The organism is Streptomyces sp. NPDC000880 (assembly GCF_053599675.1).
Window position 1 is genome coordinate 43,723 of record NZ_JBSFMS010000009.1, and the last position, 25,997, is coordinate 69,719.

The window sequence follows — 25,997 nt, forward strand, 5'->3', positions numbered from 1 at the left end:
TGTTCTGCCAGATCTCACCATCAGGAGGAGACATGAGCACTGCGCAGAAGGGCCAATCGGCCGAGAGGTTGTCCGTGGTGTACGCGGTCCACGTCATCGAGGGCGGCGAGCAAGGGTTTCGGGACGTGTACGAGCGAATACGCAAGTCCGTCGCCCGAGTCCCCGGACACCTCATCGACCGACTGGGAGAACCGCTCGACGGCTCCCGGCAGTGGGTGATCACCAGCGAGTGGGAGACTCCCGAGCACTTCTTCGCCTGGCAGCAGGGCGAGGACCACCGCGCACTGGTGGCTCCGCTGCGCGAGTGGGTCGACCAGACCCAGTCCCTGCGGTTCCGCGTCATTCAGGAGACCGTGGGAGGGAAGGCATGACGCGCCCCAGCGGCCCCGTCGCCGTCCTCGGTCTTGGCGCGATGGGCACCGGCCTGGCCACCCGCCTTCTTGACCAGGGCGTTGCGGTACGGGTCTGGAACCGCACCGCGGAGCGGACCGGCCCGCTCGCCAAGGCCGGCGCCTTCGCCGCAGCCCATCCGGCCGATGCCGTGGAGGGTACGAGCGCGGCCATCTGCACCGTGGCCGACGGCGAAGCCCTCGGCGCGGTGCTGCGGGGGCCGGACGGGGTCCTGACCGGGGCCCCGTACCCCGGCGCCCTGGTCTGCGCCAGCACGGTGGCCCCCGAAGAGGTCGTCCGCCTCACCGGGAACACGCACTCCGTTCTGGACGTCGGCATGCTGGGCAACCGGGAGCACGCCCGCACCGGCGAGCTACGGCTGTTCGTCGGCGGCGAGGAGCGGGTCTTCACCGCCGGGCGGCCGCTGCTCGAACTGCTGGGCAAGGAGGTCGTCCACCTCGGCGAACTCGGTTCCGGCATGCGGATGAAGCTGCTCCTCAACCTGCTGATGGGGATCGAGGTGCAGGCTCTTGCCGAGGCCGTCGAGTTGGCGGCCGCCACCGGACTCGACCGGAAGCTCGTCCTCAGCACGATCGCGGGCAGCGGCTTCGCCTCGCCGGTCATGGCGTTCAAGTCGAAGCGCCTGGCAGCCGGGCGCTTCGACAAGCCCGACTTCCGGCTTCGCCTGATGGCCAAGGACCTCATGCTCGTGGCGGACCAGGCCGCGGCGGCCGGGCTGCGACTTCCGCTCGCAGCCGCAGCCGCGGAGACCCACATTCGCGCTACCGAGCAGGGGCTCGGTGACGAGGACTGTGTCGCGGTCGCCCAGGCACTCACACCGAACCCGGGAACGCACACATGATCATCGACATCCACGGGCATCTGTCCCCGCCTGAGGCCGCCCGACGCTTCCCCATGCCCCCCAGCCTGACCGACGTCGACGGAATGCTCGCCGCGCGCGCTCAGGCCGGGATCGACCTCACCATCATCGGCAGTCCGGTCGGCGCCGGCGCGATGGCGCGAGTGCCGGGCGTCGACAACTACGCGCAGCCACGAGACCGGCTGCGAGGCTTCCACGCCTGGATGTCGGGCCTGATCGCCTCGTTCCCGGACCAGTTGCGCGGGTACGTGTACGCCAACCCGTTCGGCGACGACGATCACCTGGAAGGAGTCCGGGAGACGCTGGCAGACCCCGCCTTTGTCGGCCTGATCACCACCTCCAGTGTCCACGGCGAACTGCTCGGCTCTCCGCGAGCCGACTCCTTCTTCGCGCTGGCCGACGAGACAGGAGTGCCGGTTCTGGTGCACGCCCCGGCCGAACCGATCGGCACGGAGCGGGTCGACGACGTCGGCTTCGTCGAGCAGATCGGCCGGTTCGGCGACATCACCATGGGCATGGCCATGATCGCGTTCGCGGGGTGGCTGGACAAGTATCCCGGCCTGCGACTGATCGGTGCCACTGGCGGCGGCGCGATGGCGCTGCTGCCGGAACGCCTGCAGACGGCGGCGCGTCCGCGGCACTGGGGCGGGGAGGCGCCGTCGGGGCCGTCCTCCGCCCCGCCGGCGGCCGACCCGGCCGCGGCGCTGCAGCGCATGTACGTCGACACCAGCACATTCAGCCCGGCGCACCTGGGCGTCAACGCGGAGGTACTGGGGCCGGAGCGGATGCTCTTCGGCACCGACTCACCGCCGATGTCCGTGCCACTGGAGGAGTTCATGCGCATGATCGAGAAGCTGCCGCTCGACAAGGCGTCCCGGCAGCTCATCCTCGGCGGCAACGCCGAGGCCCTCTTCGACCTCAGGAGCCGTCCGTGACCACCGTGGAAGACCCTGTCGCCGCAGCCGCGCAATGCACCCCCGAGTTCAGACGGAACCCCCACCCCGTCTACGCGCACCTCAGGGATACGGCGCCCGTCTGCCCCATGCGGCCACCGCACGGCAACGACACGTACCTGATCACGCGGTACGAGGACGCGCGGGCGGCGCTGTCGGATCCGCGGCTGAGCAAGGACATGTACGGGGCCATGGACGCCTACCGAAGGATCTTCGGTGACTCGTCCGTGGCTCTGGACGACAACATGCTCAACTCCGACCCGCCCAAGCACACCCGGCTGCGCAAGCTGGTCAACTCCGAGTTCACCCCGCGCCGCGTGGAGGCGCTGCGGCCGCGGATCCAGGACGTCGTCGAGACGCTGCTGGACGGATGCGCGACCCGGGAACCGGTAGACCTGCTGCCCGCGTTCGCGTTCCCGCTGCCGATCACCGTGATCTGCGAACTGCTCGGCGTGCCGCTGGACGAGCGGTCTCAGGTGCAGGGCTGGTCCACCACGGTGGCGAACACCGGGTTCGGCAAGGAGTCCAAGCAGGCCCAGCAGAAGGCGGAGGAGAGCCTGCACGCGTACTTCGCGGATCTCCTCGCGCGTAAGCGCAGCCACCCGGGTGAGGACCTGCTCAGCGCTCTCACCGTAGCCAGGGACACAGACGGCGGGCTCACCGAGAACGAGCTGATCTCTACGTCGTTCCTGCTGATGTTCGCGGGTCACAAGACGACCGCGTATCTCATCGGCAACGCCGTCTACCATCTCCTCGCCAATCCTGCGCAGCTCCGCGCCGTGCAGGAGAACCCGGAGCTGGTCGGACAGGCGGTGGAGGAGTTGGTGCGCTACGACGGCTCGGTGGAGACCGCGACGTTCCGTTTCGCAACCGAGGATGTGGAGATCGCCGGGACGCGGATTCCGAAGGGCGCCCTGGTTCAGATCGCGCTCACTTCGGCCAACCGTGATCCGCTGAAGTTCGACTCCCCGGACCAGTTCGATGTGACGCGACCGGAGAACGCGCAAAGTGCCCATCTGGGGTTCGGGCACGGCATTCACTACTGCCTGGGAGCGCCTCTGGCCAGGCTGGAGATGCAACTCGCTCTCACCGGTCTGTTCAGCCGTTACCCGAGGCTGGCTCTGGCCGACCCCGGGAGTGAGGCGCGCTGGATGGAGGTTCCGTTCCCCGCCTTCCGCGGTCTCGCGGAGCTGCCCGTCGTGCTCGATCCTGCTGTGCCGTGACCGACAGCGGGGGGGATGTCGGGGTAATGCTCGGCCGCCCCGGGGCCCCGGGGCGGCCGAGCCGGACTGCGGCTGCGGAGCGCGCTGGTTGGCCGCTGCCTACCGCGGGTTCCGGGCGGTGACAGTGAACAGTCCGCCGTCGGGGTCGCGCAGCGTGGCCAGGCGGTCGGCGGCGGACGTCCCGACCGGCGAGACGACGCTGCCGCCGAGCCGCGTGGCCGTGGCGATGGCCACATCGAAGTCCGGCACGGAGAAGTGGACGTGCCAGCGGGGGCGGATCTGCGGGTCGGGGGCCGCCTCGACCGCACCCCCGGTGAGCTGTGCGACGGTGTCGCCACCGTGGCGTAGGACGACGTGGTCGTCCTCGTAGGTGACCTGGCAGCAGCCGGGCCGTTCGCCCGCCCAGTCGAGCACCTCGCCGTAGAAAATGGCCGCGTCGAAGGCGTCCCTGGTACGCAGTTCCAGCCAGGCCGGGGCCTGATCGCGTCCTACGCTACTGTCGGGGATGGTCCTTCCCTGCCAGATTCCGAAGACCGCACCCTCCCGGTCCGCGGCGAGCGCGGCGCGGCCGGTGCCGAAGGTGAGCGGGCCGACTGCCACGGTCGCGCTGCGCTCGCGGATACGGGCGGCGGTGGCGTCCGCGTCGTCGACGGCGAAGTAGGGAATCCAGGCGACGGCCACCGCGAGGCTGCGGGCGAGCGCTCCGATGCCGGCGACCGGGGCCCCGTCATGGAAGGCGACGGAGAATTCCTCCCCCAGCCGGGTGGGACGGAACTCCCATCCGAAAACGGCGCCGTAGAAGTCCTGCGCCGCTTCGAGGTCGCGGGCCATGAGGCTGACCCAGCACGGCGCACCGAACACCGTATGACTTGACGTCGACACGCTGCCAACCCCATCCGCCGCGCTCGCGTGACGGTAGCCGTTGCACGCCTGACTGGATTCGTTTCACCGTACCCCGCTCACCTGCCCAGAGCGTCAAAGCACGCGGTAGCGGGGTGTACGCGCGGCAGACGTCATACGGGATTGACGCGGCCGCGCCACGAGCCGGTCTCTTTGCCCCTCTGCTCGATGTACTCCTTGAAGCGGCGCATGTCGCCCTTGACGCGCCGGTCGATCACCCCGGCCATGTCCGCGGTCTTCTCCGCCGCGCCGCTCGGTTCGACGTCCATGACGAGCTGCACGCGTGTGTGCGTGTCGTCCAGGCGCTGGAAGCTGACGACGCCCTTCTGCTGGGTGTCGCCGCCAATGGTGCGCCAGGCGATGCGCTCGTCCGGGAGCTGGTCGACGATCTCGGTGTCGAACTCCCGTCGTACGCCTCCGATCTTGGTGGTCCAGTGGTTGTGCACGTCGTCTACCTGCCTGACCTCCTCGACCCCCTCCATGAAGTTCGGGAACTCCTCGAACTGCGTCCACTGGTTGTAGGCGGTGTGGACGGGGACTTCGACCTCGACTGCTTCCTTCACCGTGCTCATTACTGCGTCTCCTCTCACCGGCTCCGCGGGGCAGCCTGTCTGCCGCGCGGGTACCCGGCGACTCGCAGGAGTACCCACTACCGGCCGGATATCACGGCAGAGGGGTGCCTCCGGTGGCGTTCACGATTTCCGCCGTGATGTCGCTCGCCTGGGGTGAGGCGAGGAAAACGAGAGGGATCCGCGGCGTCGGGGCCGACCATTCCCGCGTTCTTTTCCGCTCCGCTGGTACTCCAGCAGGGGCTGGTCAAGCGCTGACCGGGCAGCGCGGCTGCCGGTCGGCGACGATGAATAGGGATTTTGCAGCCTTACGTGGCGTTTCATGACGCGGGCTTGCGGCTACCCGCAATGTCATGGCAGGGATTCAGCGACGTGAGCACAGGGATGCGCAGCCCCAGGATGGCCGGGACGAGCCCGGACGCGGGGGAGCGGGCACCCGGGCGGACAGGGGTGTGGGGCCCGATCCGCAGGTGGAGCGGGATGCGCCGAGCGAACCGACAGATATGCCCAAGAAGTCGTGGTGGGCGGTGTTGCGGCGGACGGTGGCGGAGTTCAAGGACGACGAGCTGGCCGACCGGGCGGCGGCGCTGACCTACTACGGGGTGCTGGCACTCTTCCCCGCGCTTCTGGTGCTGGTCTCGCTGCTGGGGATCGCGGGTGAGTCGGCAACAAAGAGCATCCTGGACAACCTCACGCAGCTCACACCCGGTTCAGCCCGCGACATCATCACGGGCGCGGTCGAGCAGCTCCAGGCCGGCGGCGGCACCGGATCCATCCTGGCGATTGTCGGTCTGCTGGTTGCGCTGTGGTCGGCGTCGGGATACGTGGCCGCGTTCATCCGCTCCTCCAACGCCGTCTATGACATCCCCGAGGGACGGCCGGTTTGGAAGGTCACCCCTCTGCGCCTGGCTCTGACGCTGGTGCTGATGATCATGGCGTGCGCCAGCGCGCTGATCGTGGTGTTCACCGGCGCTGTTGCCAAGCAGGTGGGTACGGCGCTGGGGATGGGGGACACGGCGCTGACGGTGTGGTCGATCGCCAAGTGGCCGGTCCTGGTCCTGCTGGTCATCATCATGATCGCGATCCTGTACTGGGCGTCGCCGAACGCGAGGGGCCGTGGCTTCAAGTGGGTCACCCCGGGCAGTTTCCTGGCGTTGGTGATCTGGATGATCGCCTCGGCCGGCTTCGCGCTGTACGTCGCGAACTTCGCCTCCTACAACAAGACCTACGGCACCCTGGCCGGGGTGATCGTCTTCCTGGTCTGGTTGTGGATCACGAATCTGGCGATCCTGCTGGGTCTGGAGTTCGACGCGGAGTTGGCCCGTGAACGCGCGATCATCGGCGGCCACCCCGAGGGCGAGGAGCCCTACGTCCAGCCCCGCGACACACGCACGTGGAGTGTCGAGGACCGCAAGGAGATGGGCAGCGACTGAGCAACGAAAGGCAGGTCAGGACAATGAGCAGGTCAGTGGACTATGCGCCGCCGCGGCAGGACACCGATGCCTCGGTGAGCGAGCTGGTCAAGCAGGCATCTGAGCAGATCTCTCAGCTGATGCGGCAGGAACTGCGGCTTGCGCAGGCGGAGATGAAGCAAAAGGGCAAGCGGTTCGGGATCGGCGGAGGTCTGTTCAGCGGAGCCGGAGTGGTCGGCTTCATCGCCCTGCAGGCGCTTGCGGCCGCCGCGATCGTAGCGCTGGACCTGGTCTGGCCGCTGTGGGGCTCGGCGCTTGTCGTAGCAGCCGTCCTGCTTGCCGTGGCGGCCGTGCTCGCAGCCGTGGGCAAGAAGCAGGTGAGCCAGGCCGTCCCGCCCGCCCCCGAGCAGGCCATCGAAGGTGTCAAGGCCGACGTGGCCGAAATCAAGGAGAGGGCACACCGATGACGGACAAGTCCCGAAGCGACTCCACGCCCACCCCTGAGCAACTGCGTGAGCAGGTGGAGGCCACCCGCGAGGAGCTCGGTCAGACGGTCGAAGCGCTGGCCGGCAAGGCGGATGTCAAAGCTCAGGCACGGCGGAAGGCGGCGAAGGTGAAGAGCCAGGTGCACTACAAGGCCGCCCACGCTCTGCATATGGCCCAGCACAAGACTCCCGAGCCGGTACGTGAGAAGGCCGCGCACGCCAAGGAACAGCTTACCGAGACTGCCCAGGGCCTGGGAGAAACGATCGAGGACAGCACTCCGGAGCCGGTGCGAGCAAGGGCGGGTCATGCGGCAGAAGCGGCGCGCGATAAGCGGGTTCTGCTCATCACCGTCTGCGTGGTCGCGCTCGGCGTGTTCGTTTTCATGCGACGCAGCAGGAGGAACTGATGCAAGCGTCCAAGGTTGCCTACAAGCCGGTCGGCTTTGCGCTGGGCGCCGTGAGCGGTGCGGTGGCCAGCGCGGTCTTCAAGCAAGCGTGGAAGGTCATCGGCCACGACGAAGATGCCCCAGACGCCACCGACCAGGACCGCAGCTGGCGAGAAGTTCTGATCGCCGCCACGCTGCAAGGCGCGATCTTCGCCTTGGTCAAGGCCGCGGTCGACCGCAGCGGCGCCAGCACCGTGCACCGCCTGACCGGAAAATGGCCCGGCTGACCCGGCATCGGGCCGAGGCCCAAGTGCCCGAGGCGTACGAGAAATGCGGTCCAGGCGGTGCACGTCGAAGAGCAGGCCCACCCGCGGTTCTGGTGGTCCGGCCATCCTGGCAGGTCGGCTCGTCCGGGAGCGGGGGCGGTCCGGGTGTGCACGGCACGCGGTGCGGCCGCGGGCTCCGCGCAGTCTCAGCCGTCCTCGCTCCCGCTTGCGCCGCCGTTCCCACGTTGTGCTTCGCTGAGCTGGGCTGATGCGCTGTCCAGCAGCATCTCCAGCGCGGTCGGATATGCACTCTGGTTCATCCGGGCGACCAGTAGGTGCGCGGTCGCCGCGATGTGCGGGTGGGTCGCGGCGGGCAGCCGGGCGTATGTGGCCTGCCAGACCTCCTCGTCCGCCGCGCGTGCCACCGCCGGCAGCGCCAGAGAGGCTGCGTCCAGCGCGGCGAATGCCAGGCTCTGGTCGATGAACGCGTGATAGATCCGGACCGCGTCGTCGTCCGCGAAGCCGGCGGTGCGCAGCAGCCCGAGGATCGTCTCGTCAGCCGCCACTTCCCAACCCTTGCCGCTCACCCGGCTGGCGGTCAGCACAGCCGCCTGGGGATGTCCAAGATGCGCGGTGTGGATGCGCAGTCCCAGCTCCCGCAGGTCGGCGCGCCAGTCACCAGTGCCCTGCCACCCCGCCAGGGCACGTCCCACGAGCACATTCCCGATGGCGAGCGTCAGGTCGTCGATGCCGCTGAAGTACCGGTACAGCGTGCTCGGGTCCGCCCCCAAGGCAGTGCCGAGGCGGCGGACGGTCAGGCCCGCGCTCCCATGCTCCCGCAACATGCGCAGCGCGGTCTCCACGATCAGCTGTTCCGAGAGCACCGCGCCGTTCTTCGTGGGACGCCGCCGTCTCCGGGCCTCCTCCGGTACTACGGGCTTGGGCACGGCACGCTCCCTCCACGACCACCGCCATGACCCCACCGACCTTATGCCAACAGCATTGACGTTAACAACGGTGTGCGCGTTGGATCGGATCCGACAGACACCGCGCCCACCAGCAGCGCCTTGCATGCTGTGTCTGGGAAATGGAGTTCGGCCATGCGTGTTCTTCTCGTGGGGGCCGGCGGCGTCGGTACCGCCATCACCCGGATCGCGGCCCGCCGGTCCTTCTTCGACCACATGGTCGTTGCCGACTATGACCTCTCCCGCGCCGAAGCCGCCGTCGCGGCACTGGAGCCGGACGGCCGCTTCAGCGCCGAACGGATCGACGCGAGCGATGAGGCCGCCGTCACCTCCCTGCTGCACCGGCAGCGCTGCGACGTCCTGCTCAACGCCACCGATCCCCGCTTCGTCATGCCGCTGTTCCAGGCTGCCCTGGCCGCCGGGGCGCACTACCTGGACATGGCGATGTCGCTGTCCCGCCCGCACCCGGAGCGCCCCTACGAGCTCTGCGGCGTCAAGCTCGGCGACACCCAGTTCGAGCGCGCCGCGGACTGGGAGAAGACCGGATCCCTCGCACTCGTCGGCATCGGCGTCGAGCCGGGACTGTCCGACGTCTTCGCCCGGCACGCCGCCGATGAACTCTTCGACGAGATCGAGGAGATCGGCATCCGCGACGGGGCGGACCTCACGGTCGACGGCTACGACTTCGCGCCCTCGTTCAGCATCTGGACGACCATCGAGGAGTGCCTCAATGCGCCCGTCGTCTACGAGACCGGCCGCGGCTGGTTCACCACTGCCCCCTTCAGCGAGCCCGAGGTCTTCGACTTCCCCGAGGGGATCGGACCCGTCGAGTGCGTCAACGTCGAGCACGAGGAGGTCCTGTTGGTGCCGCGCTGGGTGGACGCGGGACGCGTCACCTTCAAGTACGGCCTCGGCGAGGACTTCATCCGTACGCTGCAGACGCTGCACCTGCTGGGTCTCGACCGCACCGATCCGGTGCCGGTGCCCGCGGCGGACGGATCGGGCACGGTCCACGTCTCGCCGCGTGACGTGGTCGCCGCCTGCCTTCCGGACCCGGCGGCCCTCGGAGAGCGCATGCACGGCAAGACCTGCGCGGGCACCTGGGTCAAAGGCACCAAAGACGGCCGCCCGCGCGAGGTCTACCTGTATCACGTGGTCGACAACCAGTGGTCCATGAGCGAGTACGGCTGCCAGGCGGTCGTGTGGCAGACCGCCATCAACCCCGTCGTGGCCCTGGAACTGATCGCCGCCGGTACCTGGTCCGGCAGCGGCGTCGTCGGCCCCGAGGCCCTCCCCGCCCGGCCTTTCCTGGACCTGCTGACCGAGTACGGCTCACCGTGGGGCATGCGCGAGCAGTGACAGCCGACGACGGCGAACGGGCCGCACACGGCCACCTCCTGACCGACACTCCGGACGATGCACGAGCGTTGGTGCGGCCCGCGACTACGCCGGGCCGTCCTGCCCTCGACGCTGCCTTGGCCCCGACTTCAGCGCCACCCGCACATGCCCGGCCGGTCGAATGATCCCGCGAGGCCTCGCCGGCCAACGGGGCCGTGCGGGTACCCGTCCCGACACCCGCGCGGTCGTAGGTGCGCGTCCGCGCTCTGTCGGGTCGGCTACCGTTTGCCACTGAAATATCCGTTTCGGGTACGTGGCTTCACGGCGGAAGGGTGCACGCATGACCCCGTTGACCGGCGCTGTGGTCGGCGCGTCCGAACCCGTGTCGGCATGACGACATCGGAACCGGACCCGCGTCCGTTCCCCTCCAAGCAGAACGCCACCGCCGCCCGCGCCGGCGACACCGCGGCCGCGCGACTCAAGGAACGGATCTACGCGACCATCACCCTCACCGCTGTCGTGGTGACGCTCGCCGAGGCGAAGGCGACCGACCAGGCCGAAGCGGCGCTCACCGTGGCGGTGACCGCGCTCGGGGTCTGGCTGGCCACCCTGGTCGCCGACGAGCAGGCGCACCGTGCAATGAGCGGGCACGGCGCGAACCGGGCGGAAATCCGGACGGCGTTGCATGTCTCCAGTCCGTTGCTGCTGAGCGCCGTGGGGCCGCTGGTGCTGATCGGCATGTCGGCGCTGGGCGTTATAAGTCTGGGCACCGCTCTGCTGATCAGCGCCGGCGTGGAAGTGGCGAGCCTGTTCCTTTGGGGCTGGCGGACCGGCCTGCGGATGGGCAACGGGCCGATGAGCGCACTTGTCTCAGGCCTCTTGGACACTGTCATCGGCATGGGGGTCGTGGCCGTGAAGCTCCTCGCGGGTCACTGAGCTACGTCAGCGCGTCATCTCTATGAGGACGACGACGCGCTGACAGGCCACTCGCCCAATGACGCGTAGCGCTCGGCTGCGGCCGGAATGCGGGTGTCAGGGGTGACGCGACTTGACCGTCATGGGGATACGGTCAGCGTGCGCCGACGCCGACGCCACTTCTTTGGGCGTGTGCCCGGCGTGCAGCAGCGTTGCGGTGGGCTCGCGCCTCGGCCCGCGCCGGCATCAGGTCGGCGTCGTCTCCCCGGTCACCGGCCGGCGTCGGGTTCGGGCGATGAGCAGGGCCACGTCGTCGTGGTCTCCCGGCTGGCGCAACGCATGCAGAAGCACGTCGCAGGTCTCCTCCAGGGATCGCTGCGGCCTTGCGAGGAGGGCCAGGAGAGCGTCGAGGCGTTCATCAATCGCCTGGTCGCGCGTCTCGACGAGGCCATCGGTGTAGAGGACCAGTCCGTCACCGGGGTGCAGAGCGACTGTGGTGGTGTGGAAGGAGACCTCGCCGACGCCGAGCGGGGCGCCGGTCGGCAGGTCGAGCAGTTCGGGGGGCCGGCCGGGGCGTACCAGGGCGGGCGGGAGGTGTCCGGCGCTGGAGATGAGGCACTGGCTCTGGTGGGGATCGTAGACGGCGTAGATGCAGGTGGTGATGGTCTGCCCCATGCGGTCGGTGATGCGGTCGAGGTGGCGCAGCACTTCGGCGGGGTCGAGGTCGAGTTCGGCCAGGGTGCGGGTCGCGGTGCGGAGTTGGCCCATCGTGGCGGCCGCGCTGATGCCGCTGCCCATGACGTCGCCGACAACGAGTGCGGTCTTGTCGCCCGTCAGGGGGATGACGTCGAACCAGTCGCCGCCGACCTCACCGGCGGCCTCGGCGGGCTGGTAGCGGTAGGCAATCTCCAGGCCGGGCTGGTCTGGCGGCTGCTGCGGGAGAAGGCTGCGCTGGAGGGTGAGGGCGGTATTGCGCACCTGCCGGTACCAGCGGGCGTTGTCGATGCACACGGCAGCCCGAGCGGCGAGCTCGCCGGCCAGGACCTCATCGTCGGCATCGAACGGGTTCGGATTGCGGGTGCGCTTCAGCTCCAGGGCACCAAGGACTTCGCCGCGAGCGATCAGCGGCACGGCCAGGTAGGAGTGCACGCCCGCGTCGGCCAGCAACGCGGCGGCTGCGGGATTGCCGGCGATACGCGACAGGTCGTCGAGCTGCACCCGGGACACCCGGACTGGGCGACCGGTATTCACGCAGTGGGTGACCAGCCGGTCGGCCTCGTACCGGGCAACCTCACCCGGCTGATCAGCTGCGCGTACGGCATCGGTGGCGTATGCGGCGGCCACGGCGAGCGAGCGGAATACCGCGGGGCCTTCGTGTGTCACGACGGCCGAGCGGCCGTTGAGGACGCTGTCGAGCACATCCACCGCTGCTACGTCGGCCAGCTCGGGTACCGACAACTCGGCGAGTTCACGGGCAGTCTGGTCAAGGTCGAGCGTGGTGCCGATGCGAATGGACGCGTCGGCGACGAGGGAGAGGCGCTGTCGAGCCTGAGCAGCCTCGGCTGTGGCGAGATGCCGCTCGGTGACGTCGACGACCGAGGTGGCCAGCCCAAGTACTCTCCCGTTGGAGGACTCCAGCCGGTAGAACGAGACTGACCAGGCGTGCTCTCGGTCCGGGTCGGTCGGGGTGCGCGCGACGGACTCCCGATCAACGATCGGAGTGCCGGTGGCGAGGACCTCGCGCATCGCGGACTCGATGGCCTCGGCGTCCAAGAACGGCAGAGCCTCACGGACATGCCGGCCAACATGCTCGGCAGCGGGCAGGCCGTTGATGCGCTCAAGCGCCGGGTTGACCATGACGAACCGTAGATCCGTGTCCACGACCGCCAGCCCGATCGGGGACTGCGAGATCAGCCGGGTGGACAGCGCCAGGTCTCGCTCCACCCTGCGCAACGTCGTCTGCTCGGTGGCCAGGCCGAGGGCGTAGAGGTCTTTCTGGTCGTCCTCCAGCCGCATGTTGCGGAACTCCACCAGCAGGGTGCTGCCGTCCTTGTGCCGTACGGGAAAGACACCTGCCCAGCTCCCCTCGCCCGCCATGACCTCAGCGAACAGGCGGCGCACCAGTTCCAGGTGCTGCTCGTGCACCAGCAAACGGCCTGCGTACCGGCCAAGTGCCTCGTCGGCGGTGTACCCGAACAGCTCCGCGGCCTGCGGGCTCCACAGCACAATACGGCCGTCCGAGTCCAGCACCACGGCGGCGACGCTCAGTACATCCAGCAGGCCGCCCGGCTCGGACGTGCTTTCCTCCGGCCGGGCGGGTTCGACCGGGAAGGATTCGATTGCACACATCGCAGGCCCTCCGTCCGTCTGCCGCCATCATTGCTCAGTCCCGAGCTCCGCCTCGGCCGACGCCCGCAGCTGCCGCCTCCGTACCTCCCGCGTGCCCGCCAGAGACGAAAATATGGCTCACGAACGCCGCCCAGGACCAGGTTCCTCTCTGCCATCCTGGCGGAGCTGCATGGACTGCGCCTGGAGGCACTCAAGTCTCCCTTGCAGGGGAGTAAGGAGGTTGCACCCCCGGAACGCCGGCCGCTCGTGGCTTACGAGGTGAGTGCCCGGTCGCCGCTGAGGCGCTCGCGCAGTGTCTGGGCGAACTCCTCTGCCCGCGCCAATTGCATGCGGAGCTTCGCCATCTGCTCGGCGGCGGCTTGCTCGTATCGGCTTACGCGCTCCAGCAACTCGTCCTTCTCGGCCGCCGTCAGCTTCTCGTCCGAGTCGAGGCGGTCGGTGGCGTGCAACAGGTCGCCCATCTCGTCGAGGGTGAAGCCGAGCGGTTTCATGCGGCGGATGACCATCAGGCGGCGGACGTCGGTCTCGGTGTAGAGACGGAATCCTCCCTGAGAGCGGGCAGACGGAACGACCAGACCGGTCTCCTCGTAGTGCCGGATGGTTCGCAGCGACAGTTCCGTACGCGTGGCGACTTCGCCGATCTGCATGTGTTCGGTCTTCACGCGTGTCCCTTCTCGTGGTCTGCCGTGGCCGGGGGGGCGGCCGTCGTCCATCTCTAACCTAACGTTAGGGTAGAGTTACCGGATGCCGGGGTTGGCTTATGCGTCCCCTCGCCAATGGTGCGGGCTGTGTCACGCGTCGTCCATGGTGTGGGCTGTGCCGCCATTGCCGGATCAAGACAACGCCGCTCCTGGGCAGCGGAAGCCGGGAGCCGGGGCGGCAGTCTGCGGGTGTGCGCAACACGGGGCCCGGCCGAGGAGCAACACGGGAGGCAGCCGGCCCAGCCGCCCGTCCAGGTCAGTAGTCGGTGTCCTTGCCGATGTACAACTCGGCAAAGGCGGCCGCGGCGGCGGGCGAGCCGAGGATCCGCCGCAGCCGGGCACTCGCGGAGCCCGCCCGGAAGGGGTCGCCCGACGAGGCCCCGTGCAGCACCTCGGAGAGCCACTGCGAGAACTCCTGGTACTGCCACACGCGCCGCAGACAGGCCGTCGAGTAGCCGCGCAGACCGCTGTCGTCGCCCTTGCCGCAGTACGCGACGAGCGCGTCGCCGAGCAGTAGCGCATCGTGCAGCGCGAGGTTCATGCCTTTCGCGGCGATCGGCGCCGCAAGGTGGGCCGAGTCGCCCGCCAGATACAGCCGTCCGTATGCCATCGGCTCCACGACGTAGTTGTGCATGCCCAGCACCCGTTTCTCGATGAGCCGTCCCTCGGCGAGCGGCCGGGCCCCGTCCACCGACAGCCGGTCGCGGAGCTCGGACCACACCCGCTCGTGCGGCCAGTTCTCCGGGTTGTCGCCGGGCGGGCACTCGAGGTAGTAGCGGGTGACCTGGGGACTTCGGGCCATATGGGCGGCGAAGCCGCGCGGGTGGACGCCGAAGACGACGCAGTCGGAGGACGGCGGTGCCTCGGCGAGGAGAGCCAGCCAGCCGACACCGTAGTCATGGCGGGTGACAGTGGTGTGTTCCGGCGGCAGGCAGGCGCGCGTCACGCCGCGTGCGCCGTCACAGCCCGCGACGACATCGCAGTCGATGCGTCGGCGCTCGCCCGTCTCCGGGTCCGTATAGGAAACCGAGGGCCGGTCGGTGTCGATGGCGTGCAGTTCCACGTCGCGTACGCCGAAGCGGATGTCGCCACCCGCGTCGTCCGCGTACTTGCGCACCAGATCTGTCACCAACAGCGGCTGTGGGTAGACGAAGTGACGGTGCCCCGACAGCTCACGGTACCGGAACCTGTGGCGCTCACCCGCGAATCGGAATTCGCACTCGCTGTGCGTCTGTGCATGTTCCAGCAGCCGGTCGGCCAGCCCGCGCCGTTCAAGGGCGCGTACCGCCCACTCCTCGATGAAGCCCGCGCGGGGCCGTTGTTCGATGAACTCTCTGCTCTCCGTTTCCAGCACTACGCAATCGACGGAGGCGGCACGCAGGATGTTGGCGACCGTGAGGCCGGCGGGTCCTGCGCCCACGATGACGACGCGGGCGTGCCGTACCGGGGCACAGGAGGAAGGGGAGGTGGGGACAGTCATCCGAGCATTATGGCGGTGAACCGTCAAATAGGGGTTCGCTCATGGCACCCTGCCGGCGGCGCGGGGGCGTCGGCACCGCGGCCCTCAAGTCCGGCCGCATGACGGCGCATCTGGGCGACGGGCCGGGGCACACCGACGGCTCCCGGATCGCGCCCGCGCTGAAGGCGAACGCGAAGCGCCCCACCGGCCGGGCGAGCGTGCCGAACGTACCCAAGCCCGCCCTCCGCTCGCTGCCCGCCTGGGACATCGGCATCTCTGACGGAGAGGACGGGGACGTTCCGGGCAAGGACTACATGGTCTTCAGTGCCAATGTGTGGAACTCGGGCCCCGCACCGCTGGTCGTGGACGGCTTCCGCACCCCGGGCAAGGACCTGATGGACGCCTATCAGTACTTCCACGACGCCGCCGGAAAGCAGGTCGGCTACTCGCCCACGGGCACCATGGAGTGGGACCCGCGCGTGGGTCACGAGCACTGGCATTTCACCGACTTCGCCAGCTACCGCTCCGGGCCGACCAGAAGGAGATCGTGCGCAGCGGCAAGGAAGCGTTCTGCCTCGCCAACACCGACGCCATCGACTTGCGGCCAGCAGAGCTCGCTTTCCGTAAGGGAAGTGCTCGACGTCGGCTCCGGCGACACGTACACGCAGTACCGTCCCGGCCAGTCCTTCGACGTCACCGATCTGCCGAACGGCACGTACTACATCCAGGTGATCGCCAACCCCGAAAAGCGGCTCTACGAGAGCAACATGACCAATAACGTCGCGCTCCGCAAGGTCGTCCTGAGCGGCACGACGGGCGCCCGTAAGGTGACCGTCCCTCCGCATGACCTGATCAACGCGCCCTGACATCGCGGTGTTCAGGGTGACGTGAGGTCACGGGCCCGGTTGTGCTCCCGCGCGACCGGGCCCGTGACATGTGACCCGCTGCTGACCGGCCCTGCCCCCACCCGTAAGGCACGGGGGGCCCGAGTCAGCGAGGTACGTACACGATCCAGACCTGTCCCGAGACGAAGGCCATGGACCTGCCGTCAGGCGTCGTGAATGCGGTCCCGGACTCGGCCGTGCCCCGTTCCCACTCGGCCTCGTGTGCTTTGCCGTTGCGCAGGACGAGCGCGGTGCCGGAGCCCACGGTCTCGGTGTACGGAGACGTGTTCCCCCCTCGGTCGTGGAAGCGCGACGGGCGCACGGTCACGTACTGCACGACCACGGTGGCCGCACCCAACTGCCGCCCTGTCGGCGTGCGGGAAGGGGTTCCGTCCATTGCCACGAGCCACTGCTGCCGGGCTGCCGACCAGGTGAAACCGAAGCGTGCGGCCGGATAGCGGACGCTGTACTCGGCAGTCGATTTCCCGCCCGGCGGCGGGGGACCGAAGCCGAAGCCGGCGTACTGGGCGGCGTTCACACCAGGCGTGTCGCGCAGCACGCGCTCGGGCCTCAGATAGAGGTTGTGCGGGGAGGCCCGGTCCCGGCTGCGGAAGTACGCGTCCGGTGCCTTCTCCGGCGGAAGCGCGTCCACGGGGGCTGCCTCGATGAGCGGCAAGAGCTTGGTCTGAGCCCCGGAGAAGGCGAGGGCCGGCCGGTCGAACTGCCGAAGCAGCTCCAGGTCGCTTTCACGGGCGCTGCGCACCGGGCCGACGACGGGCGGCAGCTGGGAGGAGTAGACGGCAAGTATTCGGCTGAGTCCCGCCTCAACCTGCTCGACGTAGACGATGTCCGCCTTTTCGCTCCGCGCCGAGACTGAACGGCGGGTAGCGGTCGGTGGCCAGCGCTCCGTACCCGTAGTAAGAGACCCGCCAGGTCCAGCGCAGCACCCCGACGTTGAAGTCGAAAAGCGGCCGCGGATAGCGCTCCGTGATCAGAATGGCGAAGAACGCGACCACGCTGACCAGCATGAAGGCGATCCACAGGAAGATCAGCACAAGGTAGTGGGGGATCAGGAGCAGCCATTTCACCAGCCACAACCAGCGCGACAGCGGTGCGTCCAGCGCGGCGTCCACTCTGACCGGGGCGTATGTCGCCGGAGTCGTTGTCATGACTGTCAGCTCCTTCGTACGCGAGGCCTCGTAGATCGAGGGGCTGATTCCAGGTTGGGCCGGATCCAGGCACGGCGCGAGCCACGGAGGGGGGCTGCTCAGGCGTGCGTTCCCTGAAGGACTTCTACCTCGACTACCACCTCGACCTGAGGGCCTTCTACCAGCGCGCGGCTTCAGCAGGCCACGCAGTGATCAAGGTCGTCTGGGCCTGAGAGGCCCGTGAACGGCCAGGTGCGACGCCCAACGTCCAGCACCGTAAGGACGTTTGACCACGGCGTACAGCCGTCATCACCGTTCCGTCTCAAGGTGCGACGGAACGATCCCGCCCTTTCGCCGACACTGGTCACGCGAGGCTGTTGACCGGTAGGCGACTATGGGGCGAGGTGGGCGTGTTGAGTACGGGGCATGTGCGTAGGTTGCGCTGTTTCGCTGTGACAGGCGCCGTTCTGGTGGTCACGGGCGCGTCGATGGCTGTGTGCACTGAAGGCTGGGCGGGTGCGCAGGTGTCTCTTGTCGGAGCCGGCCTGATCGCCTGGGAAGGCATTGGGTTCGCTCTGGCCAGACTGTGGGTGTCGCGGTGAGCGTTCTTTGGCCTCTGGACTTTGGGTGCTCGCTCACCCCAGCCTGATGTCAAAGGCTGTGATCTTCCGGTAGATCGTCGCGCGGGAGATTCCCAGGGAGCGAGCGGCCTCCGCCTTGTCGCCGCCGTGGTCGAGCAGGGCCTGGACGATCAGGTCGCGTTCGGTGGTTTCCCACGCCGTCAAGGGGTGTTCGGTGCGGGAGAGGAGCGAGGCGGGCAGGTCCGTCGTTTCCAGAAGCGGGCCGGTGCGACGCGCCATTGCATACCGCAAAGTGCCCTCCAACTGCCTGACATTTCCCGGCCACGGGGCTTTGGTCAGCAGGCGGAGGGCGCTGTCCGAACACTCGGTGTCAATTCCTTTGGCGATGCGCGCCAGCAGGGCGGGGACCAGAGCGGCGACGTCGTCGGAACGGTGGCGTAAGGGGGCGATGCTCACCTGGTAGTCGAGGAAGCGTGCGATCGGGACCGGTTTCACAGCATTACGGTTCCAATTCCAGTTCCGGTTCACCGAATCGCGGTTTCGGGGTTGCGGGTGGCCGCCCGCGCCCGCCGGCGCGGTGTACAGCCCTACGACCCATCCGCCACGCTCTTGGGCGGCGTTCAGAAGCTGAGTGAGTGCGGGCTCGGCGCTGGAGGGAAGGGCGTCGAGGTGTCGGATGACGACGGTTCCGCGATCCTGGCGGAGATCCTGCCGGAGCCTCTGCAGCCACGAGCCACCGCCGCCTTTCATGGCGGTCACGTCGTGCACGTTGAAGGGTTCGGCGGGTGAGAGCTGCTGGTGCACGGCCTGGACCAGGGACGCCTTACCGCTGCCGGCTTCCCCTGTCACCAGCATCCACAGGTGTTCGCGGTGTGCGTGGACCACCCGGTTGACGGTGGTGCGCCAAGCCGGGCTGCGGCCCGCGAGATGTGGCAGCCGGACCGGCGGACACGCTGTGCCCGCGGCCTTGTATGACCCCTCGTTGACCAGTCGGATCTCCACGATGTGTCCGGAGGGGGCACTACCGCCGAGAGCGGTGACCGCACGGCTCCTGGCTTTGATGGTGCGGCCGTCACTCAGGGTGAGTTGGTGGTCCTGGTCGGGAGCCAGCGTCTGGAGACGTTCCCGCAGCATCCGGTGGTCGTCGGGAGTGAGTAGTTCGGCCGCGGAGTTGTCCGCGATCAGCAGGCCGTCCGACAGCGTGACCAGGGCCCGGCCGGAACTGCGCCCGCTGGAGATGAACTCGCGCAGCAGAGCCTGTTCCCTCTCGGACCCGAGCTGCAGCAGCCTCTCCTCGATGTCGGCGGCAGCCTGGCGGGCCAGGGCGACCATCAGTGGGGAGGCTTCGGTGCGCCAGCACGTGATGTCTATGAGTCCGATCACCCTGCCGGACGCGGGGTTGCGGATCGGGGCACCCGCACAGGACACGCGCTGCAGGCGCTCGGAGAAGTGCTCGGCGCCGAAGACCTGTACCGGTTTGCCGCTCTCGACGGCGGTTCCGATTCCGTTGGTGCCCACGAACTCCTCGGCGTAGCTGAAACCGGGCGCCAGGCTGATTTTGTCGAGGTGCTGGTCCAACGACCTGTCGCCGGTCCTGCGTTCGCGTATGCGCCCCTTGCTGTCGGTAAGGATGAGGCTCACCGGCGTGCCGGAGAGGACATCGGCGAGTCGGTCGAGGACAGGGCCCGAGGCCATGGCGAGCTTGCTGCGCGGGTCGAAATCGGGGTCGTAGGGCGTGTCGAGCCGGTCCGCGTCGACGCCCCAGAACTGTGATCGTTGCCAGGAGCTGAGGATCGGCTCCCGGACCTGTTCGGCCGGAACGGACGCTCCTTCGAGGAATTGCGAGCGCACCCGCTTGAGGTCTCTGGTCGTGCGGAGGGCCTTCCTCGGGGACGAGCTGTTGCGCATGGCTGGACTGCCTTCCGGTGGTAACGCCCCGGACTCTTGGTTTCTCTCACGTTAAGGACACGTGACCTGCCGCGCCAGACAGCGGTAGCCGAAGCTGTCTCAAGTTGCGACACCGCCGACGAACCAGGCACCACAGCATGTTGGTGATCCCGGCGGCGGAGTTCTGCGGAGACGGGGCCAGGTCGTCGCGGGCTGGCCCGGTGCGCTGAACCGCCGGCGCCGGTGCACCCGAGTCCCTCGGAGGAAAGCACGTGAGCCGACAGAGCCTGAGCAAGGCGCACAAGAAGATCACCGAGCTGTCGTGGGAGCCGACTTTCGCCACGCCGGCGCAGCGGTTCGCCACTGACTACCGGTTCGACAAGGCACCCAAGAAGGACCCGCTCAAGCAGGTCCTGCGCTCCTACTTCCCGATGGAGGAGGAGAAGGACAACCGTGTGTACGGCGCGATGGACGGCGCCATCCGCGGCAACATGTTCCGTCAGGTGCAACAGCGGTGGATGGAGTGGCAGAAGCTTTTCCTGTCCATCATCCCGTTCCCGGAGATCTCCGCGGCCAGGGCGATGCCGATGGCCATCGGTGCGGTGCCCAACCCGGAGCTGCACAACGGTCTCGCGGTGCAGATGATCGACGAGGTACGGCACTCGACGATCCAGATGAACCTCAAGCGCCTGTACATGAACCACTACATCGACCCGGCCGGCTTCGACATCTCGGAGAAGGCGTTCCAGAACTGCTACGCCGGCACCATCGGCCGGCAGTTCGGTGAGGGCTTCATCACCGGCGACGCGATCACGGCCGCCAACGTGTATCTCACGCTGGTGGCGGAGACTGCGTTCACCAACACGCTGTTCGTGGCCATGCCGGCGGAGGCCGCGGCCAACGGCGACTACCTGATGCCGACGGTCTTCCACTCGGTGCAGTCCGACGAGTCGAGGCACATCTCCAATGGCTACTCCATCTTGCTGATGGCGCTGGCCGACGAGGACAACAGGCAGTTGCTGGAGCGGGATCTGCGCTACGCGTGGTGGAACAACCACTGCGTCGTGGACGCGGCGATCGGCACGTTCATCGAGTACGGAACCAAGGACCGCCGTAAGGACCGGGACAGCTACGCGGAGATGTGGCGCCGGTGGATCTACGACGACTACTACCGCAGTTACCTCATCCCGCTGGAGAAGTACGGCCTGAAGATCCCGCACGACCTCGTCGAGGCTGCCTGGGACCGGATCTGGAACAAGGGGTACGTCCACAAGGTCGCCCAGTTCTTCGCCACCGGCTGGCCGGTCAACTTCTGGCGCATCGACGGCATGACCGACGACGACTTCGAGTGGTTCGAGTCGAAGTACCCGGGTTGGTACAACGAGTACGGCAAGTGGTGGGAGGCCTACAACCGCCTGCGCTACCCGGGGCGCAACAAGCCCATCGCGTTCGAGGACGTCGGCTACCAGTACCCGCACCGCTGCTGGACATGCATGGTGCCCTGCCTGGTGCGCGAGGACATGGTCGTGGACAGGGTCGACGACCAGTGGCGGACGTACTGCTCGCAGACCTGCCACTGGACCGACTCTGTTGCCTTCCGGGCGGAGTACGAGGGCAGGGCGACGCCGGCCATGGGGCGGCTGACCGGTAAGCGCGAGTGGGAGACCTGCTACCACGGACAGGATCTCGCCGACATCGTCACCGACCTCGGCTATGTGCGTGACGACGGCAAGACGCTTGTCCCGCAGCCCCACCTGGACCTCGACGACGCGTCGAAGCTGTGGACGCTCGATGACCTACGGGGCCTCACGTTCACCAGTCCGAACGTGGCTCTCAACGAGATGACGGACCAGGAGCGGGAGGCCCACGTGGCTGCCTACCGCGGCCGCGCCGCGGCGACGCCGGGCGCCTGACTCCGCCGGCGGGGCGCCCGCCTCCCCTCGGGCCGCCCCGCCCCCGCCCTGTCCACCCGTCCGCAGGTTGATGAAAGGCAGGACTCCGTGGGTGACAAGCACCGCGTCCGCTTCGAGCCCATGGGCATCGAGATCGAAGTGGACGAAGAGGAAACGGTCCTGGATGCCGCATTTCGCCACGGCATAGGGCTCATGCACGGCTGCAAGGAAGGCCAGTGCTCCTCGTGCAAGTCCTTTCTGCTCGACGGTGAACAGCAGATGGACCGCTATTCGACGTTTGCTCTGGCCGACTACGAGAGCGATGAGGGGTTCGTACTGCTGTGCAAGTCGCATGCCTACAGCGACCTGGAGATCGAACTCATCAATTACGACGAGGAGATGCTCCTCTCCGGGATACCCCCACGGGAGGCCCGAACCGAGGTCGCCGCGGTGGAGAGCCTGACCAGGGACATCGTGCGCCTGGCGCTCAGGCTGGCCCCGGATGCCGAACTCCCCTACCGCACGGGCCAGTACGCCGACCTCCGCGTCCCGGGCACGGATCAGTGGCGGTCGTTCTCCATGGCCGGCCTGCCGCAGGACCAGCCTGGGGGGCTGCTGGAGTTCCTCATCAAGACATACCCCGACGGCGCGTTCTCCGGTCTGCTGAGAGGTGGGCTGGGCGTCGGCGACACCGTAGAGGTCAAGGGGCCCTACGGGACCTGCGTCCTGCGCGACGCACCGGAGCGGGACCTGCTCCTGATGGCGGGCGGGGCGGGCATGGCCCCGATCCTCGCCCAGCTGCGGGCGCTGTCGGCCGCGGCCTCCCCGCGCCGTATCCGCTTCTATTACGGGGCCCGCTCGCAGGAGGATCTCTTCGCGCTGGAGGAGATCGCCGAACTCGGTCGCGCGCTGCCCGACTTCAGTTTCGTCCCTGCCCTCTCCGAACCCGCGGGAGCTGTGCCCCCGGGCTGCGAGACCGGTCTGATCACCGATGTGGTGGACCGGTGCGAGCTCGAACTGGCCGGCGCTGACGCCTATTTGTGCGGCCCGCCAGGCATGGTCGACGCGGCGCTGGAACTGCTCCAGGCCAAGGGCGTGCCCGAGGAGCGGACCTTCCTCGACAAGTTCACCTCTCCGATCAACGACTGACACCCAGGAGCGTGACCCATGATCGCCCCCGCCACCGACGCGGCTTCCACTGCCCGCAGCTTCCCACGCCCGCACTTCACCGACGCCGAGGCCGGCGCACTGGTTTTCCCCAGTTCCACGAGCCGCACCTTCAACTACTACCAGCCGCAGAAGCTGCGGCCCTCGATGTACGAGGACGTGACCATCGACGTCCAGCCGGACCCCGCGCGTTACCTGCTGCAGGGCTGGATCTACGGCTTCGCGGACGGGTCCAGCGGATACCCCGAGGACTGGACGGCGGTACGCTCCGCCGACTGGCACCGCTTCCGCGACCCCAATGAGGAGTGGGAGCAGACCATCTTCCGCAACAACGCCAATGTGGTGCGGCAGGTGCAGCAGAACCTCGCCAACGCCCACAAGGGCGACGCCTACCAGCAGTGGACCCGGGCGTGGACGACGTTCGTCGAGCGGCAGGTCGGTGCCTGGATGCACGTCGAGCAGGGTCTGGGCCTGCACGTGTTCGTCGCCGTACAGCGGTCGGCGCCCACCAACATGATCAACAACGCGCTGGCCGTCAACGCGGCGCACAAACTGCGCTTCGCCCAGGACCTGGCCCTGTACAACCTGGACGTCGACGAGCACCTGCCCGCCTTCGACGGTGCGGCCCACAAGGAGGCCTGGCAGTCCGACCCCGCCTGGCAGGGAGTGCGGGAGAACGTCGAGCGGCTGACCGCCGTCCAGGACTGGGCGGAGGCGCTGTTCGCCACCAACCTGGTCTTCGAGCCACTTGTCGGGGAGCTCTTCCGCAGCCACCTGATCATGCAGGTGTCGGCCCGTAACGGCGACTACACCACGCCCGCCGTCATGGGGGCGGGGGAGAACGACTACGACCGCGACCTGCGCTACACCCGGCTGCTGTTCTCCCAGCTGACCGAAGACGGCACACACGCCGCTCAGAACACTCGGCTGCTGCAGGAGTGGGCGGAGAAATGGGTGCCGGTCAGCCTGGATGCCGCCCGGCAGATGCAGCCGCTGTGGTCCCAGCCCGCGGAGAAGATCGTGCGATTCGAGGACAGCCTGGAGCGTGCCAAGGAGCGTGCGGCGCAGCTGCTCGAGGGCCTGGGAGTGAACGAGCCCAAGCCACTGTCCCGGTAGTCCCGACCCCCAACCCGATTCTCAGCGAAGGGAATCTCTCATGACCAGTGCGGCCAACCGACCTGGCTCGCAGTTCACTTCGGACAAGACCTCCTCGAACCGCTGCGGCGTGACCCTCATGAACAATCAGAACGGCTACGTCGTGGCCGATGTGATGCGGGGGAAGAAGGACGTGTCCGTGACGGACTACGTGTCCATGATCCGCGTCGACGGCACCCGCGTCCTCGAATTCGACTTCGACGAGATCTCCGACGCCCTCGGATTCGACTTCGGGCAGGCCGAGTTCGAGGAGATCATGTCCACGCACTACGGGCGCATGGTGCACCTGGACGACAAGACCGTGCTGTTCGCCAACCCCGAGGACGCCGGAGAGTACATCGACTTCGACCTGCGACCGGTCGACTGACGAAGGGAACGGCATGTATCACAAGGACGGCACGGACTACTTCGTGGTCGACGGCCACCTGCACTTCTGGGACGCGAGCGAGGAGAACATCGCCAACAAGTACGGCGAGGGTTTCATCCGCTGCTTCTACGACTATCAGCGCAACCTCAGCCCCCAGGAGTGGATCTGGCCGCTGGAGAAGTTCCGCAAGTACAGCGAGCAGGACTTCATGCACGACATCTTCGACACCGGGTACGTCGACATCGGCATCTTCCAGCCGACGTACCTCACCGAGTTCTACACCAACGGATTCAACACCGTGGAATCCAACGGTGCGCTGGCCCGCAAGCATCCGGACCGGCTGATCACCAACATCGCCTTCGATCCTCGCGAAGGAGAGGCCGGCCTGGACCGCCTGGAGCGGACGGCGGAGGAATGGCAGCCGCGGGGCGTCAAGCTGTACACCGCCGAATGGCGTGGCGAATCCAAGGGCTATAAACTGTCCGACCCCATGGCACAGGACTACCTGGCCAAGTGCGCCGAACTGGGGATCCGTAACATCCACCTCCACAAGGGCCCCACCGTCTGGCCGTTGAACCGCGACGCCTTCGATGTCGCGGACGTCGACCACGCCGCCACTGCCTTTCCCCAGCTGAACTTCATCGTGGAGCACTCCGGTCTGCCGCGACTGGAGGACTTCTGCTGGATCGCCACCCAGGAACAGAATGTGTATGCCGGTCTTTCCGTCGTCATACCGTTCATCCACTCACGGCCGCGTTACTTCGCCAAGGTCATTGGTGAGCTCCTGTACTGGCTGGACGAGGACCGCATCACGTTCGGCAGCGACTACGCGATCTGGAGCCCGAAGTGGCTCATCGAGAAGTTTGTGGACTTCCAGATCCCCGAGGACCTTCAGGGTGAGTACGGACAACTGACCACCGGCATGAAGCAGAAGATCCTCGGCCTGAACCTCGCCCGCCTCTACGACATCAAGGTGCCCGAGACCTTGCGGTCCGGTGCGCAGGTGGCGGCATGACCGTCACACAGGCCATCGACCGCGTCGGCAGCGTCAACGCCGCTCTCTCGGCCGTACTGGACCCGGAACTCGACCGGCCGATCACGGAGCTCGGTTTCGTCCACCGAGTCAGCGTCCGCGAGGGCCGCATCGAGGCACGTCTTCGGCTGCCTACCTACTTCTGCGCGCCGAACTTCGCCTGGCTCATGGTCGAGGACTCCCGCAGGGCCCTCGCTGCCCTGGAGTGGGCCACCGAAGTGCGGGTCGTGCTGGAGGACCACTTCGCCGCCGACGAGATCAACAACGGCGTGTCCGACGGGCGCGGGTTCGCCGATGCCTTCCCGCATCTGGCCGACCCCGATCAACTGGATGAACTGCGGCGCACGTTCTTGCGCAAGGGCCGGCTGGCCGCCCAAGGGCGCCTGGGCCGGCGCCTGACCGACCTCGGCTGGACCACCAACCAGTTGTCCGCGGTCCGGCTGCGCGACCTGCCGGAGCGGACCGCGGCCGTCTTCGCGCGACGCCACCGGGCCCTCGGGCTGCCCGACCACGGGGACGCGCCGGTCTTCACCGACGACCAGGGGCGCGCCGTACCGGCGGTAGCGATGGAGCGCCACCTCCGACGGGCCCGGACGGTCGGTGTCGGGATCCGCGCGAACACCGAAATCTGCGAAGGACTCCTCGCCGCCCGCTACCCGGCGGCCGTCAGCGGAACAGGAGGCGCACCGTGA

General features: G+C 68.0%; 25 protein-coding genes and 1 pseudogene. 17 read left to right on the top strand and 9 right to left on the bottom strand.

Annotation, left to right across the window (positions count from 1 at the left end):
• Positions 1 to 32 precede the first annotated feature (32 nt).
• The 4 genes from ACWDO5_RS04980 to ACWDO5_RS04995 are packed head-to-tail and all read left to right on the top strand — an operon-like array spanning position 33 to position 3,446.
• On the top strand, positions 33 to 371 hold the full coding sequence (locus tag ACWDO5_RS04980) for an antibiotic biosynthesis monooxygenase family protein (protein WP_450528451.1): 339 nt from the start codon (positions 33 to 35) through the stop codon (positions 369 to 371).
• Entirely contained in the window at positions 368 to 1,252 is an 885-nt protein-coding gene (locus tag ACWDO5_RS04985; protein ID WP_450528453.1) for an NAD(P)-dependent oxidoreductase, read from the top strand. The genes ACWDO5_RS04980 and ACWDO5_RS04985 overlap by 4 nt, the downstream gene beginning before the upstream one ends.
• Positions 1,249 to 2,205 (top strand): amidohydrolase family protein, encoded by a 957-nt coding sequence (locus ACWDO5_RS04990; protein ID WP_450528454.1) that lies wholly within the window; start codon positions 1,249 to 1,251, stop codon positions 2,203 to 2,205. Before ACWDO5_RS04985 ends, ACWDO5_RS04990 begins: the two co-directional genes overlap by 4 nt.
• The gene (locus tag ACWDO5_RS04995; RefSeq protein WP_450528456.1) at positions 2,202 to 3,446 is read left to right on the top strand and encodes a cytochrome P450 family protein; all 1,245 of its coding nucleotides are present in this window, start codon (positions 2,202 to 2,204) and stop codon (positions 3,444 to 3,446) included. Before ACWDO5_RS04990 ends, ACWDO5_RS04995 begins: the two co-directional genes overlap by 4 nt.
• 99 nt (positions 3,447 to 3,545) lie before the next feature.
• Here the strand turns inward: ACWDO5_RS04995 and ACWDO5_RS05000 are convergent, their stop codons facing one another.
• Together ACWDO5_RS05000 and ACWDO5_RS05005 are read right to left on the bottom strand one after the other, a co-directional pair.
• Entirely contained in the window at positions 3,546 to 4,277 is a 732-nt protein-coding gene (locus tag ACWDO5_RS05000) for a VOC family protein (protein WP_450528537.1), read from the bottom strand.
• Positions 4,278 to 4,459: 182 nt separating this feature from the next.
• Entirely contained in the window at positions 4,460 to 4,918 is a 459-nt protein-coding gene (locus tag ACWDO5_RS05005) for an SRPBCC family protein (RefSeq protein WP_450528457.1), read from the bottom strand.
• A gap of 350 nt (positions 4,919 to 5,268) precedes the next feature.
• Here ACWDO5_RS05005 and ACWDO5_RS05010 point away from each other — a divergent pair, with 350 nt between their 5' ends.
• From ACWDO5_RS05010 to ACWDO5_RS05025, 4 genes are read left to right on the top strand one after another with little or no spacing between them, the layout of a single operon-like run.
• Entirely contained in the window at positions 5,269 to 6,348 is a 1,080-nt protein-coding gene (locus ACWDO5_RS05010) for a YihY/virulence factor BrkB family protein (RefSeq protein WP_450528459.1), read from the top strand.
• Between the two features lie 23 nt (positions 6,349 to 6,371).
• Positions 6,372 to 6,794: a phage holin family protein gene (locus ACWDO5_RS05015; RefSeq protein ID WP_450528460.1), complete on the top strand. Its 423-nt coding sequence runs from the start codon at positions 6,372 to 6,374 to the stop codon at positions 6,792 to 6,794.
• Positions 6,791 to 7,219 carry a DUF3618 domain-containing protein gene (locus ACWDO5_RS05020; protein ID WP_450528461.1) on the top strand — a complete coding sequence of 143 codons (429 nt, stop codon included), beginning with the start codon at positions 6,791 to 6,793 and terminating at the stop codon, positions 7,217 to 7,219. Before ACWDO5_RS05015 ends, ACWDO5_RS05020 begins: the two co-directional genes overlap by 4 nt.
• Positions 7,219 to 7,485, top strand: coding sequence for a DUF4235 domain-containing protein (locus ACWDO5_RS05025; RefSeq protein WP_450528463.1), 267 nt, complete (start codon positions 7,219 to 7,221; stop codon positions 7,483 to 7,485). Before ACWDO5_RS05020 ends, ACWDO5_RS05025 begins: the two co-directional genes overlap by 1 nt.
• A gap of 185 nt (positions 7,486 to 7,670) precedes the next feature.
• Here the strand turns inward: ACWDO5_RS05025 and ACWDO5_RS05030 are convergent, their stop codons facing one another.
• A complete protein-coding gene (locus tag ACWDO5_RS05030) occupies positions 7,671 to 8,411 on the bottom strand; it encodes a TetR/AcrR family transcriptional regulator (RefSeq protein WP_450528465.1) in 741 nt (246 codons plus the stop codon).
• 153 nt (positions 8,412 to 8,564) lie between these two features.
• Between ACWDO5_RS05030 and ACWDO5_RS05035 the strand changes: the two genes are divergently transcribed.
• Both ACWDO5_RS05035 and ACWDO5_RS05040 read left to right on the top strand, forming a co-directional pair.
• Entirely contained in the window at positions 8,565 to 9,788 is a 1,224-nt protein-coding gene (locus ACWDO5_RS05035; RefSeq protein ID WP_450528467.1) for a saccharopine dehydrogenase family protein, read from the top strand.
• A gap of 369 nt (positions 9,789 to 10,157) precedes the next feature.
• Positions 10,158 to 10,703 (top strand): hypothetical protein, encoded by a 546-nt coding sequence (locus ACWDO5_RS05040; RefSeq protein ID WP_450528469.1) that lies wholly within the window; start codon positions 10,158 to 10,160, stop codon positions 10,701 to 10,703.
• 225 nt (positions 10,704 to 10,928) lie between these two features.
• On the opposite strand, the gene ACWDO5_RS05045 is transcribed toward ACWDO5_RS05040, so the two are convergent.
• The 3 genes from ACWDO5_RS05045 to ACWDO5_RS05055 form a co-directional block, all read right to left on the bottom strand.
• Positions 10,929 to 13,031, bottom strand: a complete 2,103-nt coding sequence (locus ACWDO5_RS05045) for a SpoIIE family protein phosphatase (protein WP_450528470.1) — start codon at positions 13,029 to 13,031, stop codon at positions 10,929 to 10,931.
• 251 nt (positions 13,032 to 13,282) lie between these two features.
• Positions 13,283 to 13,693 (bottom strand): MerR family transcriptional regulator, encoded by a 411-nt coding sequence (locus tag ACWDO5_RS05050; RefSeq protein WP_450528471.1) that lies wholly within the window; start codon positions 13,691 to 13,693, stop codon positions 13,283 to 13,285.
• 295 nt (positions 13,694 to 13,988) lie between these two features.
• Complete coding sequence (locus tag ACWDO5_RS05055) at positions 13,989 to 15,212, bottom strand: 4-hydroxybenzoate 3-monooxygenase (protein ID WP_450528472.1); 1,224 nt, start codon at positions 15,210 to 15,212, stop codon at positions 13,989 to 13,991.
• A 41-nt stretch (positions 15,213 to 15,253) separates the two neighbouring features.
• Between ACWDO5_RS05055 and ACWDO5_RS05060 the strand changes: the two genes are divergently transcribed.
• Entirely contained in the window at positions 15,254 to 16,057 is an 804-nt protein-coding gene (locus ACWDO5_RS05060; protein ID WP_450528474.1) for a lysyl oxidase family protein, read from the top strand.
• 124 nt (positions 16,058 to 16,181) lie between these two features.
• On the opposite strand, the gene ACWDO5_RS05065 is transcribed toward ACWDO5_RS05060, so the two are convergent.
• From ACWDO5_RS05065 to ACWDO5_RS05075, 3 genes and pseudogenes are all read right to left on the bottom strand, one after another.
• Positions 16,182 to 17,054: a DUF3048 domain-containing protein gene (locus tag ACWDO5_RS05065; RefSeq protein WP_450528538.1), complete on the bottom strand. Its 873-nt coding sequence runs from the start codon at positions 17,052 to 17,054 to the stop codon at positions 16,182 to 16,184.
• A pseudogene (locus ACWDO5_RS05070) lies at positions 16,945 to 17,244 on the bottom strand (DUF4389 domain-containing protein); the annotation flags it as partial. The pseudogene ACWDO5_RS05070 and the gene ACWDO5_RS05065, both read right to left, overlap by 110 nt.
• Positions 17,245 to 17,858: 614 nt before the next feature.
• Positions 17,859 to 19,712, bottom strand: a complete 1,854-nt coding sequence (locus ACWDO5_RS05075) for a sigma-54-dependent Fis family transcriptional regulator (RefSeq protein WP_450528476.1) — start codon at positions 19,710 to 19,712, stop codon at positions 17,859 to 17,861.
• A 251-nt stretch (positions 19,713 to 19,963) separates the two neighbouring features.
• Between ACWDO5_RS05075 and ACWDO5_RS05080 the strand changes: the two genes are divergently transcribed.
• The 6 genes from ACWDO5_RS05080 to ACWDO5_RS05105 all read left to right on the top strand — a co-directional run bounded on the left by ACWDO5_RS05080 (position 19,964) and on the right by ACWDO5_RS05105 (position 25,997).
• A complete protein-coding gene (locus ACWDO5_RS05080; RefSeq protein WP_450528478.1) occupies positions 19,964 to 21,604 on the top strand; it encodes a methane monooxygenase in 1,641 nt (546 codons plus the stop codon).
• A gap of 87 nt (positions 21,605 to 21,691) precedes the next feature.
• Positions 21,692 to 22,732: an FAD-binding oxidoreductase gene (locus ACWDO5_RS05085; protein ID WP_450528480.1), complete on the top strand. Its 1,041-nt coding sequence runs from the start codon at positions 21,692 to 21,694 to the stop codon at positions 22,730 to 22,732.
• An 18-nt stretch (positions 22,733 to 22,750) separates the two neighbouring features.
• Entirely contained in the window at positions 22,751 to 23,866 is a 1,116-nt protein-coding gene (locus ACWDO5_RS05090; protein WP_450528482.1) for an aromatic/alkene monooxygenase hydroxylase subunit beta, read from the top strand.
• 40 nt (positions 23,867 to 23,906) lie between these two features.
• Complete coding sequence (gene mimD / locus ACWDO5_RS05095) at positions 23,907 to 24,272, top strand: propane 2-monooxygenase effector subunit MimD (protein WP_450528483.1); 366 nt, start codon at positions 23,907 to 23,909, stop codon at positions 24,270 to 24,272.
• A 13-nt stretch (positions 24,273 to 24,285) separates the two neighbouring features.
• Positions 24,286 to 25,287, top strand: coding sequence for an amidohydrolase family protein (locus ACWDO5_RS05100; RefSeq protein ID WP_450528484.1), 1,002 nt, complete (start codon positions 24,286 to 24,288; stop codon positions 25,285 to 25,287).
• The gene (locus tag ACWDO5_RS05105; protein ID WP_450528485.1) at positions 25,284 to 25,997 is read left to right on the top strand and encodes an iron-sulfur cluster assembly protein; all 714 of its coding nucleotides are present in this window, start codon (positions 25,284 to 25,286) and stop codon (positions 25,995 to 25,997) included. The genes ACWDO5_RS05100 and ACWDO5_RS05105 overlap by 4 nt, the downstream gene beginning before the upstream one ends.

What these genes read in the sequence shown, in the direction of transcription:
- ACWDO5_RS04980 (WP_450528451.1), top strand. Translation starts at nt 33, where the DNA reads ATGAGCACTGCGCAGAAGGGCCAATCGGCCGAGAGGTTGTCCGTGGTG.
- ACWDO5_RS04985 (WP_450528453.1), top strand. Translation starts at nt 368, where the DNA reads ATGACGCGCCCCAGCGGCCCCGTCGCCGTCCTCGGTCTTGGCGCGATG.
- ACWDO5_RS04990 (WP_450528454.1), top strand. Translation starts at nt 1,249, where the DNA reads ATGATCATCGACATCCACGGGCATCTGTCCCCGCCTGAGGCCGCCCGA.
- ACWDO5_RS05000 (WP_450528537.1), bottom strand. Translation starts at nt 4,277, where the DNA reads ATGGCCCGCGACCTCGAAGCGGCGCAGGACTTCTACGGCGCCGTTTTC.
- ACWDO5_RS05005 (WP_450528457.1), bottom strand. Translation starts at nt 4,918, where the DNA reads ATGAGCACGGTGAAGGAAGCAGTCGAGGTCGAAGTCCCCGTCCACACC.
- ACWDO5_RS05010 (WP_450528459.1), top strand. Translation starts at nt 5,269, where the DNA reads ATGGCAGGGATTCAGCGACGTGAGCACAGGGATGCGCAGCCCCAGGAT.
- ACWDO5_RS05015 (WP_450528460.1), top strand. Translation starts at nt 6,372, where the DNA reads ATGAGCAGGTCAGTGGACTATGCGCCGCCGCGGCAGGACACCGATGCC.
- ACWDO5_RS05020 (WP_450528461.1), top strand. Translation starts at nt 6,791, where the DNA reads ATGACGGACAAGTCCCGAAGCGACTCCACGCCCACCCCTGAGCAACTG.
- ACWDO5_RS05025 (WP_450528463.1), top strand. Translation starts at nt 7,219, where the DNA reads ATGCAAGCGTCCAAGGTTGCCTACAAGCCGGTCGGCTTTGCGCTGGGC.
- ACWDO5_RS05035 (WP_450528467.1), top strand. Translation starts at nt 8,565, where the DNA reads ATGCGTGTTCTTCTCGTGGGGGCCGGCGGCGTCGGTACCGCCATCACC.
- ACWDO5_RS05040 (WP_450528469.1), top strand. Translation starts at nt 10,158, where the DNA reads ATGACGACATCGGAACCGGACCCGCGTCCGTTCCCCTCCAAGCAGAAC.
- ACWDO5_RS05045 (WP_450528470.1), bottom strand. Translation starts at nt 13,031, where the DNA reads ATGTGTGCAATCGAATCCTTCCCGGTCGAACCCGCCCGGCCGGAGGAA.
- ACWDO5_RS05055 (WP_450528472.1), bottom strand. Translation starts at nt 15,212, where the DNA reads ATGACTGTCCCCACCTCCCCTTCCTCCTGTGCCCCGGTACGGCACGCC.
- ACWDO5_RS05060 (WP_450528474.1), top strand. Translation starts at nt 15,254, where the DNA reads ATGGCACCCTGCCGGCGGCGCGGGGGCGTCGGCACCGCGGCCCTCAAG.
- ACWDO5_RS05075 (WP_450528476.1), bottom strand. Translation starts at nt 19,712, where the DNA reads ATGCGCAACAGCTCGTCCCCGAGGAAGGCCCTCCGCACGACCAGAGAC.
- ACWDO5_RS05090 (WP_450528482.1), top strand. Translation starts at nt 22,751, where the DNA reads ATGATCGCCCCCGCCACCGACGCGGCTTCCACTGCCCGCAGCTTCCCA.
- mimD (WP_450528483.1), top strand. Translation starts at nt 23,907, where the DNA reads ATGACCAGTGCGGCCAACCGACCTGGCTCGCAGTTCACTTCGGACAAG.
- ACWDO5_RS05100 (WP_450528484.1), top strand. Translation starts at nt 24,286, where the DNA reads ATGTATCACAAGGACGGCACGGACTACTTCGTGGTCGACGGCCACCTG.
- ACWDO5_RS05105 (WP_450528485.1), top strand. Translation starts at nt 25,284, where the DNA reads ATGACCGTCACACAGGCCATCGACCGCGTCGGCAGCGTCAACGCCGCT.